Source organism: Opitutus terrae PB90-1, assembly GCF_000019965.1.
GTDB classification, from domain to species: domain Bacteria; phylum Verrucomicrobiota; class Verrucomicrobiia; order Opitutales; family Opitutaceae; genus Opitutus; species Opitutus terrae.
In genome coordinates this window covers 3,093,119-3,106,673 of sequence record NC_010571.1, presented here as the reverse complement: position 1 = coordinate 3,106,673, position 13,555 = coordinate 3,093,119, and the positions used below count along the sequence as shown (strand labels likewise).

Annotated in this window: 9 protein-coding genes; 3 read left to right on the top strand and 6 right to left on the bottom strand. The window is 66.9% G+C overall.

Going from position 1 to position 13,555, the window contains the following annotated elements:
• Nucleotides 1–81: 81 nt before the first annotated feature.
• Nucleotides 82–2,727 carry a DUF5916 domain-containing protein gene (locus tag OTER_RS12230; RefSeq protein ID WP_012375232.1) on the bottom strand — a complete coding sequence of 882 codons (2,646 nt, stop codon included), beginning with the start codon at nucleotides 2,725–2,727 and terminating at the stop codon, nucleotides 82–84.
• Between the two features lie 347 nt (nucleotides 2,728–3,074).
• Here OTER_RS12230 and surE point away from each other — a divergent pair, with 347 nt between their 5' ends.
• From surE to OTER_RS12215, 3 genes are all read left to right on the top strand, one after another.
• Entirely contained in the window at nucleotides 3,075–3,896 is an 822-nt protein-coding gene (gene surE, locus OTER_RS12225; protein WP_012375231.1) for a 5'/3'-nucleotidase SurE, read from the top strand.
• Nucleotides 3,897–4,331: 435 nt separating this feature from the next.
• Nucleotides 4,332–5,048, top strand: coding sequence for an HAD family hydrolase (locus OTER_RS12220; protein WP_012375230.1), 717 nt, complete (start codon nucleotides 4,332–4,334; stop codon nucleotides 5,046–5,048).
• Nucleotides 5,049–5,164: 116 nt separating this feature from the next.
• Entirely contained in the window at nucleotides 5,165–6,163 is a 999-nt protein-coding gene (locus OTER_RS12215) for an ABC transporter ATP-binding protein (RefSeq protein WP_012375229.1), read from the top strand.
• A gap of 98 nt (nucleotides 6,164–6,261) precedes the next feature.
• Here the strand turns inward: OTER_RS12215 and OTER_RS12210 are convergent, their stop codons facing one another.
• The 5 genes from OTER_RS12210 to OTER_RS12190 form a co-directional block, all read right to left on the bottom strand.
• Nucleotides 6,262–7,098 carry a hypothetical protein gene (locus OTER_RS12210; RefSeq protein WP_012375228.1) on the bottom strand — a complete coding sequence of 279 codons (837 nt, stop codon included), beginning with the start codon at nucleotides 7,096–7,098 and terminating at the stop codon, nucleotides 6,262–6,264.
• Nucleotides 7,099–7,118: 20 nt separating this feature from the next.
• Nucleotides 7,119–8,897 (bottom strand): hypothetical protein, encoded by a 1,779-nt coding sequence (locus OTER_RS12205; RefSeq protein WP_044891744.1) that lies wholly within the window; start codon nucleotides 8,895–8,897, stop codon nucleotides 7,119–7,121.
• On the bottom strand, nucleotides 8,882–10,870 hold the full coding sequence (locus tag OTER_RS12200) for a sensor histidine kinase (protein WP_012375226.1): 1,989 nt from the start codon (nucleotides 10,868–10,870) through the stop codon (nucleotides 8,882–8,884). The genes OTER_RS12205 and OTER_RS12200 overlap by 16 nt, the downstream gene beginning before the upstream one ends.
• The gene (locus OTER_RS12195) at nucleotides 10,864–12,072 is read right to left on the bottom strand and encodes a beta-ketoacyl-[acyl-carrier-protein] synthase family protein (protein WP_044891743.1); all 1,209 of its coding nucleotides are present in this window, start codon (nucleotides 12,070–12,072) and stop codon (nucleotides 10,864–10,866) included. The genes OTER_RS12200 and OTER_RS12195 overlap by 7 nt, the downstream gene beginning before the upstream one ends.
• Before the next feature lie 124 nt (nucleotides 12,073–12,196).
• Nucleotides 12,197–13,336 carry an ATP-binding response regulator gene (locus OTER_RS12190; protein WP_044891742.1) on the bottom strand — a complete coding sequence of 380 codons (1,140 nt, stop codon included), beginning with the start codon at nucleotides 13,334–13,336 and terminating at the stop codon, nucleotides 12,197–12,199.
• Nucleotides 13,337–13,555 lie beyond the last annotated feature (219 nt).

Sequence of the window (13,555 nt, the reverse complement as noted above, 5' to 3'; positions counted from 1 at the left end):
CGAAAAAGTGTAAGCGGATTTATGTCACTCCACCAGATGCCCGCGCTCCCACGCAAGCGTCTGCGCGCGCCTTGCTGGTTCTCAGATCGAGAACCAGTAGCTCATCTTCACCAAAAACGTGTTGTCCGGATGCGTCTCGAGCAGCCGGCGATATTCGTCGGCATACGTGAACGTTCCTAAATCCCGATCGTCTCCGCGGTGCTGGGACCAGACCGCATACAGCGTTGAGCCCGGCCGGAATTCCCACTTCAGCACCAGATTCGAGTTCAGCTCGCGCCAGTCGAAATCCGGATCATCGAACCGAAACGTCTCGGTCCGCCAGCGCGCCGTGTAGCCATCCGCATCGGCCCGCGTCGTGTCGAGCCATTCGAACCGGTCGTCGTTGTCCGCTGCGCGCGGCCGCGCCACGACGCTGAATCGGTCGAACCGCCCCGTCGACGCATACGGCCCCGCAAAATACGTCAGCGAGAGCGTCGGCGAGAAATTCGCCTGCAGCCGCAGCTGCGCCCAAAGCGATTTCTGATCCATCCGCCCCATCACATAGCGCGTGCCCGCCGGCGTATCTGTCTGCCCGGCGTACTGTCGCTCCTGGCGGCTTTCCGAGAAACCGATCTTCACATCTGCGCGTACGCGATCGCCAAACCGCCGCACGATCCCGGGTTCAAACTCGTAGTAAGACGACCCCTCCCCTGCGAGCTTCGCGCCGCCGGCGCTCATCTTGAATTGGGTTTTCCGCGCGCCATCGCTCTCCGCATAGATCCAAAACGGAAACCGATTCGGCCGCCGCAGCGCCGGCCCACCGCGCAGCACCCGCGTGTCCAGTCGCGCCGCCTCCACTTCCGTCTCCGCCCAGACATACCAGCCGCGCATGCCCGCCCATTCCGTCGTCAGGGTCAGCTCATGCTCCAGCGTTTCACCGTCGAAGTTTTTCGTGATGGATGGGCGGAGCCGCACGTCGCGCCGCCGCAACCAGCGGCCCGGCTCCGCGGAATAATACTGCAGCTGCGCCGCATACTCGGCGAAGTCCGCCGTCGCGAGATAGCCCAGGTCGTTGAAATCCACACCCGGCGAACGCCAGCTCACGCCACCGTTGTAGCGCCAGTGGCCGTTGCTGCTCTTCCCCGCTCGCACCCGACCGGCATGTCCGGTCAGCTCCTGCGCCTCCGGATCGAACTCGATGTGCGCCGCGTCCGGCCGCTGGTAGTTGTGCACCAGATTCTGCTGCAACTCCGCCAAGGCCGCCGGCGATCCTTCGAGCTGCGTCGCCAGCGCGCGCGCTTCCACGAAATACGTCCGCTGGTTCCAATAGTGCGTCACGTCCGCGCCCGCGGTCACCGCCTGCCGCGCCAGCAGCGCGAGTTCCTCGTCGCTGCCATCGCGAATCGTCGCGGTAAAAATCCCGCCGACGATCGTGTCGCCGCCGGCGAAATCGTTTTGCCCTCGCACCACCACGTAGTTCGCCCGCGGCTCCGCCACCACCCGCCGTTCGCCGCTGCCTAGCTCCGTGATCCTCGCTTCGGTTCGACCGGTGAGCGCATGGAGCAGCCCCAGCGAGAACCCACCCGCCGTCCGCCCGGTGATCTTCTCCGCGCTCAGGATCGGATTCCTCGCCGGCATCTTCACGTAGCCGGGCAGATCATCGGTCGCGAGCGACGGCCCGTCGCCGATCCGCCGCGAGTAGAACGGCAGGTCCGAATCGATCCCGTAGTCGAACATCGCCTTCCCCTCGATGAAGAACGGCCGCTTCTCCGGAAAGAACGTCTCGACCGTGCTCAAGTTGATTTCCGACGGATCCGCTTCCACCTGGCCGAAGTCCGGATTCAACGTGAGATCGAGCGTGAAATCGCTGCCGAGTCCTAGCTTAGCGTCGAGCCCCGCCTCGAGCGAGGTTTCGTCTTTCGCGCGATAGGGATTGCCCACCTCCTTCGCCAACGACTCCGACTTCGCCACCAGATACGGCAGCAATTCGATTCGTCGCGAGGGCGGCAGGTTCCGGATTCCGCGCAGCTCGCCGAACGCGTGCACGACGCCGCCGTTGTCCATCGGGATCAGCTGCCAGTTGCTCTCCTCCTGCTTCCGCCGGATCCAGCGCCAGCTGTGCAATCCCCACACCTGCTCGCCTGCTTTCGAATAGCGCAGCTGGCTCAGCGGGATCCGATACTCGGCGCTCCACCCCTCCGGCGTGACCGCCACCTTCACGTCCCAGATCGCATCCCAGCTCGTGTCGACCGAACCGTCGTTGCGCAACACCAGGTCGATCTTCGATCCGCCCGAGGTGACATCGAACTCGAACGAAGTGCGGCGCGTCAGGTAGCTGTCGAACGCCACGCCCACCATGTCGCCGGAAAACTCGTCGCGCTGCCCCAGCAGCCGCGGTTGTTGCGTGATCTCGGGATCGTGCGCCCGGATCGCCACGTAGACATTCCGGTGATCGTAGAGGATCTTCAATTCAGTCGGCAGGCTCGGCGTCGCCCCCTCGAACGGTTCGCGTTGCCGATACTCTCCCGCCCATTCGCCTTGCTGCCAACATGCATCATCGAGCTTCCCGTCGATCGCCGGCGCCGCACCGCTGAGTGCGACGGCATGATACACCCGCTTTGGCAGCGGCTCGGCGGCGTGCAAACCTGTAGGCGGCGCGAAGCCGGCCAGAATCCCGGCCGCGAGCGCACCACGCGTCGCCGCCAGGCGTATCCTACCAGAAAGGGAAGTTGGGAGAGCGAGGACCACGTCGGAGAAAACAAGCAAGCCGCACTCGCGCCTGACGAGCCTCCAACCGAATTCGATCCTCGTCCCTGCAACTATTAGCCGACCGCCCGGCGCTCGCTCGCCGAACTCATCGCAGCCCTCCTCGAAGCGCGGGCAACTGGCCCGCACCGATCGACGCTCGGAGTCTCTCGAGTCGACGTTCGCCGTTCATAGGCCAACCGCGATCTGTGGCGGAATTGGCTTAGGAAAGCGGCCGGGGACGCCCGCGCTCCACGCAAGCGCCATCCGCCCCAACTCCCGTCCTGCCCATCCGGCCGGTGAATTTTCCTCGTCCTCCCCCGCAGGTTGCGATTCTTCTATCCTTCCCCATGCGCCTGCTGGTCACGAATGACGACGGAATCAACAGCGTCTTCTTGCACGAACTGGTCCATGCGCTGCAGGCTGCCGGCCACGTTCTAGCCATCGCCGCGCCCAAGCGCGAGCAGAGCTGGGTCGGCGCCGGCAAGTCGCGGCACCGCGCGGTGCACTGCGAGCTGGTGGACCGCGGGTTCGATTGTCCGACCTGGATCGTCGACGGCACGCCGAGCGATTGCGTCAACATCGCGCTCGCGCACCTGCTGCCGACCTTGGCGGATCGCCCGGAGTTCTCCTCCCAGGACGCCAGTCCCGACTTGATCGACGGCGTCGTGAGCGGGATCAATGTCGGACTCAACGCCAGCCTCGGTTTCATCCTCGCCAGCGGCACGATCGCCGGCGCGTGGGAAGGCGCGTTGCACGGCCTCCCGGCGGTGGCGTTTTCGCAGGATATGTCCACGGCGCTCTACGATCGGCTCAAAGCCAACGGCTTTCGGCCCGATCCCGCGCTCTACGCGATTCTCAAGATCTCCGCCCGTCACGCCGCCGCGCTGACGCCGCAGCTGCTCAACGCCACGCCGCTGCGCAGCTTCACCGTCCACAATATCAATTTCCCCGTCGCGATCCGGCCCGACTCGGAGGTCCGTCGCACCGTGCCGGCCCGCGTGATCGTGCCCGGACTGTTCAGTCCCGCGGCGGATGATGGCACGCACACGTTCGTTTTCAGCCACGGCGAAGAGATGTCCGTCGAGGACGCGCTGACCGACCGCGCCGCCGTCGCTGCCGGCTACATCAGCCACACGACGCTCGACTATCGGAAACTCGGGAGCGCCTGAAGCCAACGGGGGGAGTTGCCCTTGCCCGCACCTGAGTTGGCTGCCGCTCCTCTCGATGACGGGTTCTGACGCCCGCGCCGGATCCGCAATGGGCGTGACGCGCCGACCGTGCGGCGTACGCCGCTAAGGAGATTGGCGCTCTCCTAACCCCTTTCGAGCCCGCCTGCCGCACGACCGATTCAGTGTTACACCTGCAACACACTTTTGTGTCGAAAGCGCTCATCGGACCCGCTCTCCCCCTCCCGACCCGGTCGACGGGAGTGACCGATTCCGTGTTACACCTGTAACACCGAATCGGTCATCGGGCACCGCGGGACGGCACAAGCGCGCGGGCGAGACAGCCCGGCGTCGGGCGTGGCGCAGGCAATTCACATCCCTCTCACGCGCTCCGGCATTGCCAGCACCGATGCGCTCGGTTCCGCTCACCGCCTCCAGATGAAACTCGTGATGTTCGACATGGACGGGACGCTCACCGACAGCTTCTCGCTCGACGAGAACTGCTACCTGCTCGCAATCGAACAGGCACTGGGCTTGCCGCCGGTCGACCTCGATTGGGAATCGATCACCCACGCGAGCTCTGCCTTCTGGCTGCAGGAAATCACCCGTCGGGCCCGCGGCACAGCGCCGACCGCCGAGGAAGCCCGCTCCGTCCAACTGCGGCTCATCGCCGTGATGGATGAAGTCACCGCGCGAACCGGTCGCTGCACGCGTGAGATCCCGGGCGCCGCCGCCTGCCTGCGCTGGCTGCGCGAGCACGGCTACGCGATCGCCATTGCGTCGGGCGATTGGGAGCTCACCGCCCGCCACAAGCTTTCGCGCGCCTCCATCCCCTGCGAACAGGTGCCGGCGGCGTTTTGCGACCTATGCCACCCGCGCATCGAAATCATGCAGACGGCGCTCGCCCGCGCGACGCGTCACTACGGCTGTGCTGAGTTCGAGCAGATCATCTACGTCGGCGATGGCGTCTGGGACGCGCGCGCCTGTCGTGAGCTCGGCTGGCCGCTCATCGGTGTCGGCACCGGCGCACCTGCCGCGCAGCTCCGCGCTCTCGGGGTTTCACCCGTGATCGCGAACTACCAGCCCATCGACGGCTTCATCCACGCGCTGGAACAAGCCGTGCCTCCCGGTTCGCGGATTCGATCGTTGGTGTAGCGAAATGGCGCCGGAGGCGCTGACGCCGGTGCCACGGGGGCGCCAATCCGCCGTCGTGGCAGCGATTTGTTTTCGTGCGTTTCATGCCTTTCGTGGTTCACTCCCCGCCCGCACCGATGATCGAAGTCCGCCAACTCACCCGCGTTTTCCGCACTTACAAAAAGCAGCCCGGGTTTTGGGGCGGAGTGAAGGGGCTTTTCCACCGCCAGTTCGAGGACACCGCCGCCGCCAGGGACGTGAGCTTCGACATCAAAGAGGGCGAGTTCGTCGGCTTCCTCGGCCCGAACGGTGCCGGCAAGACCACGACGCTGAAAATGCTTTCCGGCCTGATCTATCCGACCAGCGGCACCGCACGCGTCGGCGGATTCGATCCCAGCAAGCGCGAGAACGCCTACCGTCGAATCTTCGCCCTGGTCCTCGGCCAGAAAAACCAGCTCTGGTGGGACCTGCCAGCGATCGAATCCTTCCACCTCATTCGCGCGATCTACGGGCTGCCGGCCGACTCATTCAAGGCCACGCTCGACGAACTCGTCGCGCTGCTCGACGTCGGCCACAAACTCAACGTGATGGTGCGCGAGCTCTCGCTCGGCGAGCGGATGAAGATGGAGTTGATCGCCGCACTCCTGCACCGGCCGCGCGTGCTGTTTCTTGACGAGCCCACGATCGGCCTTGACGTGGTGTCGCAAAAAGCGGTGCGCAATTTTCTCCGCGAGTACAACCAGCGTCACCGCGTCACCATCCTGCTCACCAGCCACTACATGGCTGACATCAAGGAACTCTGCGAGCGCGTGATCGTGATCCACAAGGGCACCAAGATTTACGACGGCGCGCTCGCGCGGCTCGAGACGTCCAGCGGCGCCCGCAAGAAGATCATCTCCTTCGTGCCCGCGCTCGCCGAAGGCGCCGAGGTGGCCTCCGCGGCTTTTCCCGACACGTGGCAGTCGCAGCATGGCACCACCTCGCGCGCGCCCGACGGCAAGTTCACGCTCACCGTGCCCGGCGACAAAGTCGTCGCCGTGTCCCAGGAAGTGCTCAGCACCGGCCCCGTCGCCGACATCACGATCGAGGACGTCCCGCTCGAGGACGTGATCGCCGAACTTTTCCAGTCGCGCTGACGCGCGACCAATGTTCGCAATACGAACATAGGCGCCGGAGGTCGCTTTGTTCACCCGGCGTGGATCGGCCGCGCAGGCCAGGTCCGCGCGCGGGGGTGTTACGGTGTTTCCGGCCACTGCCACGTGGCGCCGACGAGCGCCTGCATCAACGCGCGGCAGGTCGTAGCACTCATTTCCAGCGCGGCCCGCAAGTCGCCAGGCTCGGGCCGCGCCGCCACCGCGATCATCGCGCGCTCCGCCGCCGGCAGCACCCGCTCAGCGCGCCGCGCCTCGGGAAAACTCCGCTCGCCGCAACGCAGCTTCAATTCGTGCAACAGCTGAAAATTCGTCTCGGCCAGCGACCGGTGCAGCATCCGTTGCGCGGCCAGCCACTCACCGCGGTCGATCTTCCTTTCCACCCAGATCGCATCGCACACGAACCCCTCGGCGAGATTGCGCGCCGCCGCATCGCTTAGCCGCGGATCGGGCACCTCGGCCACGACCCGCTCACAAAACGCCTGCCAGGCCGGCCCGCCCTTCAGCATTCTCCAGCCAGGTCGGATGACCACCGCGAGATCCTGCAGGCTCCGTCGCAATCCTGCCGAGCGCCGGTGCCACCCAAGCCGCACGGCCCACCGCGCGAATCGCAGCCGGCCCGCCGGCAGCACCACCAGATCCGCTTCCGCCGTGGCGAAGCGCACCGCGACTTTCGGCAGGCCGCTGATCGCCGCCCGACGTACCGCGTAGTTCACCACCCGCAGTCCGAGCTCACTCGTCCACGCGGCCGTCGCGAATCGCTCCGGTAGCGACGTGACGATCTGGAAGTCCCAATCCGACTGCGCATCGGCGCGCTCCACGACGTCGCGGGTCGCCCGCACCTGCGAACCGATCAGCCACAGCGCGTTCACGGAACGCTGGCGCTCCGCCCACCGGGTCATTTGCTCCGCCAGATTCATGTTCCTCCGCAAGTTCGCCGTCACACTCCGCGCAGCGAAAGCAGGATTTCCGTTCCTTCCAACCCCGGCCCCGCGTGAATCTCGCCATGGTGCAGCCGCAGCACTTCTTTCGCCAGAAATACCGCCAGCCGTCCCTGGTTTGGCACCGTGCTGTCCGCCGCCGACGGCAGGATTCCCTCGAGCTCGAGTGGCCGGCCTTTGATGGCAAACAACGCCGTGAGCGCCGTACCCGCGCCGGTGCCGCGCACGCGCAGCGTGAGATCCCGCGCGCCGAGTTCGCCGCGATTCTCCGCCACCGTCCGGATCAGCGCCCGCAGCGCGAACTCCACCAAAGCTGGAAAAACCGGCAGTACGATCGGCTCAGCCGCGACCTCGACCGCCAGCCCCAGCTCGCGCCCGATCTTGTCCGCCACCTCGCGCAAGTCCGTCGGCGCCGGATCCGATTCATGCAAGGCCTGCATCCGCTCGAGGTCCGCGTTCAACGCCTCCAGTTTCGCGATGTCGGCCTTCACCGTCGCGAGCAGTCCCGCCGGCGGCGGCGGCTCCGCCGGTCGCTGCCGCAGCGTCGCCAGTGACACGAGGGCGTTGCCGATTTCGTGGCTGAGCGTCAGCGCCAGCTCGCGCAGCAACTCGCGCCGCGCGCTCCGCTGCGCTTCCACGCGCTCGCGCACCTCGTCGCTCGCCTCCTCCCACGAGGCCCAGACGCCGCCGGTCTCGGCAATCAGACCCGCCGCAGCGCGAAACGGCTGACCGGCGCTCGCGGGCAGGCGGCAGGATTCGCGGGTCTGCCGCGCCTGGCCGATGAGCTCACGGACGATCAGTGGCACGTGCCGCGGCGGCTCCTCCGCCGGTCCGAGCACGAGCGTCGCGGGCAGATATTTCGCTCCGACGCGCGCCTGATCCGCCAACCGGTGCAGCCGCGCCAGCTGGTCGACCTGCTCCAGACAATGCCGCAGCAGCCGCGCGAAAAAAACTCCCCGCGCCTGGTCCGCCTCGTCGTACGGCTGTCCGTCGTCCCGCACGCCAAACGCGATCAGGCCCAGCAGCCGCGCGTTGTCGTGAATCGGCACGAACAGCCGCGCCGCCCACAGCGTCATGCGATTGCGCACCGCCAGCTCGGCGACGGCGTCCACCGGCCCCACCCATTTCGTGCCGTCCACCACCGCCGGATGGGTTTCGAAGTACGTCACGAGCGGGTCGTCCGGCGCGAACGCCAGCGCTTCCCGATCCGCGCGAAATTCGTCCGCCTCCCGCAAAAAGAAGATCGCGTGCGAAGCTCGCAGCCAGAAGCGCGCGGCGCGCCGAAACTCCGCCAGCAGCCGCTGCCGGTCGTGCAGGCTCTCCATCGCCCCCTCGAGAAAATCCCACAGCTCGAGCGTATCGTGCACGGTCGGCCGCGGTGCGGGCCGGATCGGCTCGGGCCGCCGCGCCTTCTCCGTCAACAACTCCACGAGACTCTGCTTCTCGGCCAGTTCCTCGAGCAGCGGCAGCAGCTCGCGCAACCGGCTCGCGCTGTCCTCATACGACAAATAAATCCGTGCGCGGCCCGCCAGCCGCGCCTGCTCGAACGGCACGCTGCGCGGCTCGCCGACGTAGATTGTCGGACAACTCGCGAGCGCCGCCGGCAACGAATGTTCTGCCGCCGCATCGAGCACCACCACCGCCGAAAAGCCCGGCGCCGGGCCCGGACCCCAGCGCCGGCTGTCGAACCGCAGCGCGGGGCGGCCCGGCGGCAGCTGCCGTTCCCACGCCTCGGCGAGAGCCGGGTCAAAGGTGGCGAAAATCACGAGGCTGGACATGGCAACACCACGCGGAACGTCGCGCCGCGTCCGGGTTGCGCCGGATCCGCCACGATCGTCGCATCCAAGCGAGCAACGATGTCACTGCACACCGCCAATCCAAGCCCGAAGCCCGACGATTTCGTGGACTGAAAAGGTTGAAACAACCGCGCTCGAATTTCCGCGGGAATCCCCGGTCCGCTGTCCTCCACGACCAGTTCGATGCCGCGCTCCACGCGCCGGGTGGCCACGCGGACCCAGCGCTCGGCAGCATCGGACGGAATCGCCTGAATCGCGTTCAAGCACAGATTGAGCAACACCTGTTTCACCGCCGCGGCGTCCGACAGCACGCGGTCCGGCGCCGCATCCAGCTCTCGGCGAAGCTCGACGCGACGATCACGCGCCTTGCCGGACACGAGTTCCAGACCCGATTGGAGGACCGCATGCAGCTCGATGTTTTGCGGGCTGTAGGCGCGCGGCGACGCCAGATCCAGCAGCTGCTCGGTGAGGTGATCGATCCGCGTCACCTCATCGCCGATCAGCCCGGTGAACTTTTCGCGGAAGGCGCGATCATCATAGTGCTTCGGCAGCAGCTGGACGAAGGTCTTGATCGTGACCAGCGGATTCCGGATTTCGTGGGCCAGCCCCGCACCCATCAGGCCCACCGTCGCCAGCTGCTCCGCGCGCTGGGCTTTGACCGAGAAATGCGCGCGCTCGATGGCCGCCTGCATGATCGCCGCGAGTTCCACCAGATGCGAGACTTGTGGATACGTAAAAGGCCGGCGCGAGACCGGCACGCCGGCGCCAACGATCGCCGTCAGGGTCGGCCCTTCGGCGATTACCGCCACGCCGAGCCGCCGCTCCTCCAGCAGCCGCGCGAGCTCGGCGCGGTCCGGGCTGTTGCGTTCGCGCGCCAGCCGTTCGGGCGTCGCCCAGCGCAATGCGCGCAGCGCACGCACGGCGGCGCCGTCCGCGATCGCTTCACCATCGCCGGAGAGCAGATCTTTTTCCCCGAAAGCCAGCAGGGTGCGCTCGGTCTGCCCCCACCCTTTGATCAGCCGGGAAAACGCCGGCAGGAGTCGCGCGATTTCCATTTCGCGGCGGGCGATCTCGAACGCCGCCAGCCGCGCCGCGCCCGCCTGCGGATAGAGTCGCAGCGTTTGCTGCAGCCACGTGTTGAGTTCCGCCGCGAGCAGCAGCACGGCGCCCGTCGTGATCAGCAGCGCCACCACGTCCGAGAACACGGCGGACAGCGCCCGATCGAGCAGGAACGCCACCGCCGACGCCACCATCACCAGCATCAGCCGGCTGCCGGCGACCATGAGCAGCTGGCGGGCATTCAGGATCCGGTGCGTGGTGATCGCGTAGGCGGTCGCGCCGTAGAACAAGAGCACCACGAGCGGCTGCAACCGCACGTAGGAGCGGTCGTGCGTCAATGCGCTCAAGCTCATCAGCGCGAGGATGCCCGCTGCCGTCGAGCATCCACCGAGCAACCAGACCTGCAGCTCGAGCCGGCGCACGCCGCTCAGCTTGCGTGTGCCCACCCAGGCGTCGCGCAACAGAAACGCATACAGCCCGAGGTTGACTGCAATGTAGCCGTAGTAGCCCCAGCCGTAGATCCGATTCGTCCCGGTCGAATGCGCCGGCACGAACCAGGTGGTGAAACACACGCCCGCCAGCAGGGAGCAGAGCGCAATCCAGGCCCAGTGCCGCCGCAGCCAGCCGCGGCCATACTCGCCCGGCGGAATCACGATCGTCTGCTTCACGATCCAGAAATGCATCGGCAGCCACGTGCCCACCGCGGAGGCGAGGCGCACCCACGGCAGGCCCGGAACGAGGACAAAGGCCAGGTGCAGGCAGAACAGCCACGCGGCCAGATGCAGCGTGCAGCTGAAAATGGCGCGATTGACGTTCCGGGCCGGGTTCGACCACAGGATCAGGAGGGCGGCGATGACGCTGATCGCCGCGGCCAGCAGCGCGGACGTGACTAGCATCGCTCGAGAATTACCGCGGTATTCACGCCAGCAAGCCCGTGCGCGTTGACCAGCACCCGCGCCTGAGGCAGGGCCCGCGCGCGCGCGCTCAGGTTCAGCTCGCAAGCGGGATCTGGATACTCCCAGTTCGCCGTCGGCGGCACCACGGCTGCGCGCTGGCCCAGCGCCGCCGCCGCGACTTGAATCGCCCCCGACGCGCCGAGCGGCGTGCCGATTGCACCCTTGATCGAGACGACCGGGATGTCCTGCAGCGCGCCGTTGAAGACCTGCTGCAACGCGCGCGTTTCCGCGGCGTCGATCTCGCGATGGCCCGGCCCCCATGCACTGATCGCATCGATCGCCGCAGGTCGCAGCCGCGCATCCGCCAGCGCCCGCCGCATCGCCGGCACCATTCCGCCGCAGAGCTCCGTCGCCGCGTCGCTGGCGTGCGCATAGCCCGCCACGAAGCTGTAGCCCGCCCGCGGACTCTCCTCCGGCTCCAGCACAAACAGGCACGCGCCTTCGCTCACCACGCCCGTCGTGCGCCACAAATCGAACGGCCGGCCGATCCGCGCCGCGCCTTCGTCGCTCTGCGGGGCGAGCCCCGCGGCGCGCAACTCCAGCATCGGCATCCGGTGCAGCGGCGCCTCGGCGCCGCCACACAGCGCGATGTCCACCTCGCCGCGCGCGATCAGTCCCGCCGCATGGCCGATCGCGTCCAACCCGGAGCAACAGGAGCTCTGCAGCGCCATCGTGCGCGCCGCCAGTCCGAACACCCGGTTGATCGTTCCCGCGACCGCCGCCACGTTCGTCGTGAACACCACGCGCCCATCCGCGCCTTTCGCGCCGAACTTGTGGACCGAATCCGCCGTGCGGCAAATCCCGCCGAAGTCCATCACCGACGTGCCGGTGACGATCGCGCTGTTGGCAGTGCGCAGTTCGTCCAGCGCGAGCCCCGCATCCGTCAGCGCCAGCGCCGTGCCCGCCACCGCGAAGAGCGTGTGTCGCGCCGCACCGCGCAGGGCCGGCGTCGGCTTCACGTATTCCGCCACGTTAAACCGTTCCAGAAACGCCGCCGCGATCGGGCCGTGTTCCGCCCCCAGCGCGGTGAATGGGCGCACGCGACTGACGGGCTGCGTGATCCCCTGCCAAAAGGACTCGCATCCCACCCCCGCCGGTGTCACCGGACCGATGCCCGTGATCTTGACGCGGCGACGCCTCATGGCGACGCCCACCTTCCGATCCATTCGCCGAGCGTCAGCAGCGCCGCCGGCTCGACCGCGCGACGATCGCTGCGGCCGCGGGGCACAACTCGCAGCGGAAAGGTGCTCGTGTTCATCGGTCGCCTCACTCCGCCGCGGGGAACACCATTTTCACCGTCGTTCCCTGCCCGGGCGCGGACTGCAGGTCGAGTGTCGCGCCGTGCGTGCCGAGCAGGTGCCGGCAGATGCCGAGCCCAAGGCCGAGTCCATACTCGCGGTTGCTGAAGCCGCCCTTCAACGCGCGCTGTTGCAGCTCCGGCGCCATGCCCTCGCCATTGTCGCTGATGCTGACTTCGATCCGATCACCCGCGCGATTCAGTCCGACGACGAGTTGCTTCGCCCCCGCTTCGAGCGCGTTGCGGAAAACGTTTTGGAAAACCCGCATCAATTCGAATCTCGAGCCGCGCACGAACGCCGCCGTCAACCCGCTGAACTGCACCGCGATCTCCCCAAAGAACACCACGTGCCGCACTTCCTGGATGATTTGCACCAGATCGAGCCGCGTGAACTCGACGGTCTGGTGCGAGGCCATCCGCCAGTTCTCCGCGAGGTGATAACAATACTCCGCGGCCTTCTCCACCACCTCGGCGTAACGCTGCAGCCGGTCGCTCCGCTCCGGATCGGCCGCCGCGAGCGCCCGCACCTCCTCGAGCAGCAGCGCCGAATACCCCACGACGACCGTCAGCGGATTGTTCAAATCGTGCACCAGGTCGACCGATGCCTTGCCCTGCCAGAGCTGCGGCGCGGTCTGTGCCATCTCGCGCTTGAGCGCGGCGTTCATCTCCTGCAGGTCGTCCGCGATCATCGCCTGCTGCCGCCGCAGCCGGGCGGCGCCCGCCTGTTTGCGGACCGCGTCCAGCAGCTCGGCGATATCGGGCGGCTTGCGCAGATACTGGTTCGCGCCCGCGAGCATCGCCTGTTGCGCAGTCAACAGCGTGCCGTAACCGGTGAGCATCACCACGGAAACGAAGGGGTCGATCTTGCGCATCTCCTCCAGCGCGCGGATGCCGTCCATTTCGGGCATGCGGATGTCGAGCACGACGACCGCGAACGGCTGCGCGCGGAGTTTCGCCAGCGCTTCCGCCGCGCGATCCGCCGTTTCCACCGTAAATTCGGACGAAAGCGAGAACGCGATCGACTCGCGCGGCCCGTACTCATCGTCCACCACCAGCACGAGTGGCTTGGCGGTTTTTGAAACAGAGGCAGCAGGAGATTCGGTGAGCATTGGCGGGCACATGAAGAATCGCTTTGCCCAAGGAAGATCGGCCAAATGCTACTTCAATTCATTGCGTTTTGGCGGCCGTGTTTGGCGCTGTCAAGGGGACCAGCCGTCGCGCGGTATGGCGTGCTGCCCAATCGTGTCATCCGCGTTTTTTCGCGTCCGCCGATCAGCTTTTCGCGCAGCGAGATGAGCCGCCGCGCCATCCATCCGGGTATAGCGCGA

What these genes read in the sequence shown, in the direction of transcription:
- OTER_RS12220 (WP_012375230.1), top strand. Translation starts at nt 4,332, where the DNA reads ATGAAACTCGTGATGTTCGACATGGACGGGACGCTCACCGACAGCTTC.
- OTER_RS12205 (WP_044891744.1), bottom strand. Translation starts at nt 8,897, where the DNA reads ATGTCCAGCCTCGTGATTTTCGCCACCTTTGACCCGGCTCTCGCCGAG.
- surE (WP_012375231.1), top strand. Translation starts at nt 3,075, where the DNA reads ATGCGCCTGCTGGTCACGAATGACGACGGAATCAACAGCGTCTTCTTG.
- OTER_RS12210 (WP_012375228.1), bottom strand. Translation starts at nt 7,098, where the DNA reads ATGAATCTGGCGGAGCAAATGACCCGGTGGGCGGAGCGCCAGCGTTCC.
- OTER_RS12200 (WP_012375226.1), bottom strand. Translation starts at nt 10,870, where the DNA reads ATGCTAGTCACGTCCGCGCTGCTGGCCGCGGCGATCAGCGTCATCGCC.
- OTER_RS12190 (WP_044891742.1), bottom strand. Translation starts at nt 13,336, where the DNA reads ATGCTCACCGAATCTCCTGCTGCCTCTGTTTCAAAAACCGCCAAGCCA.
- OTER_RS12195 (WP_044891743.1), bottom strand. Translation starts at nt 12,072, where the DNA reads ATGAGGCGTCGCCGCGTCAAGATCACGGGCATCGGTCCGGTGACACCG.
- OTER_RS12215 (WP_012375229.1), top strand. Translation starts at nt 5,165, where the DNA reads ATGATCGAAGTCCGCCAACTCACCCGCGTTTTCCGCACTTACAAAAAG.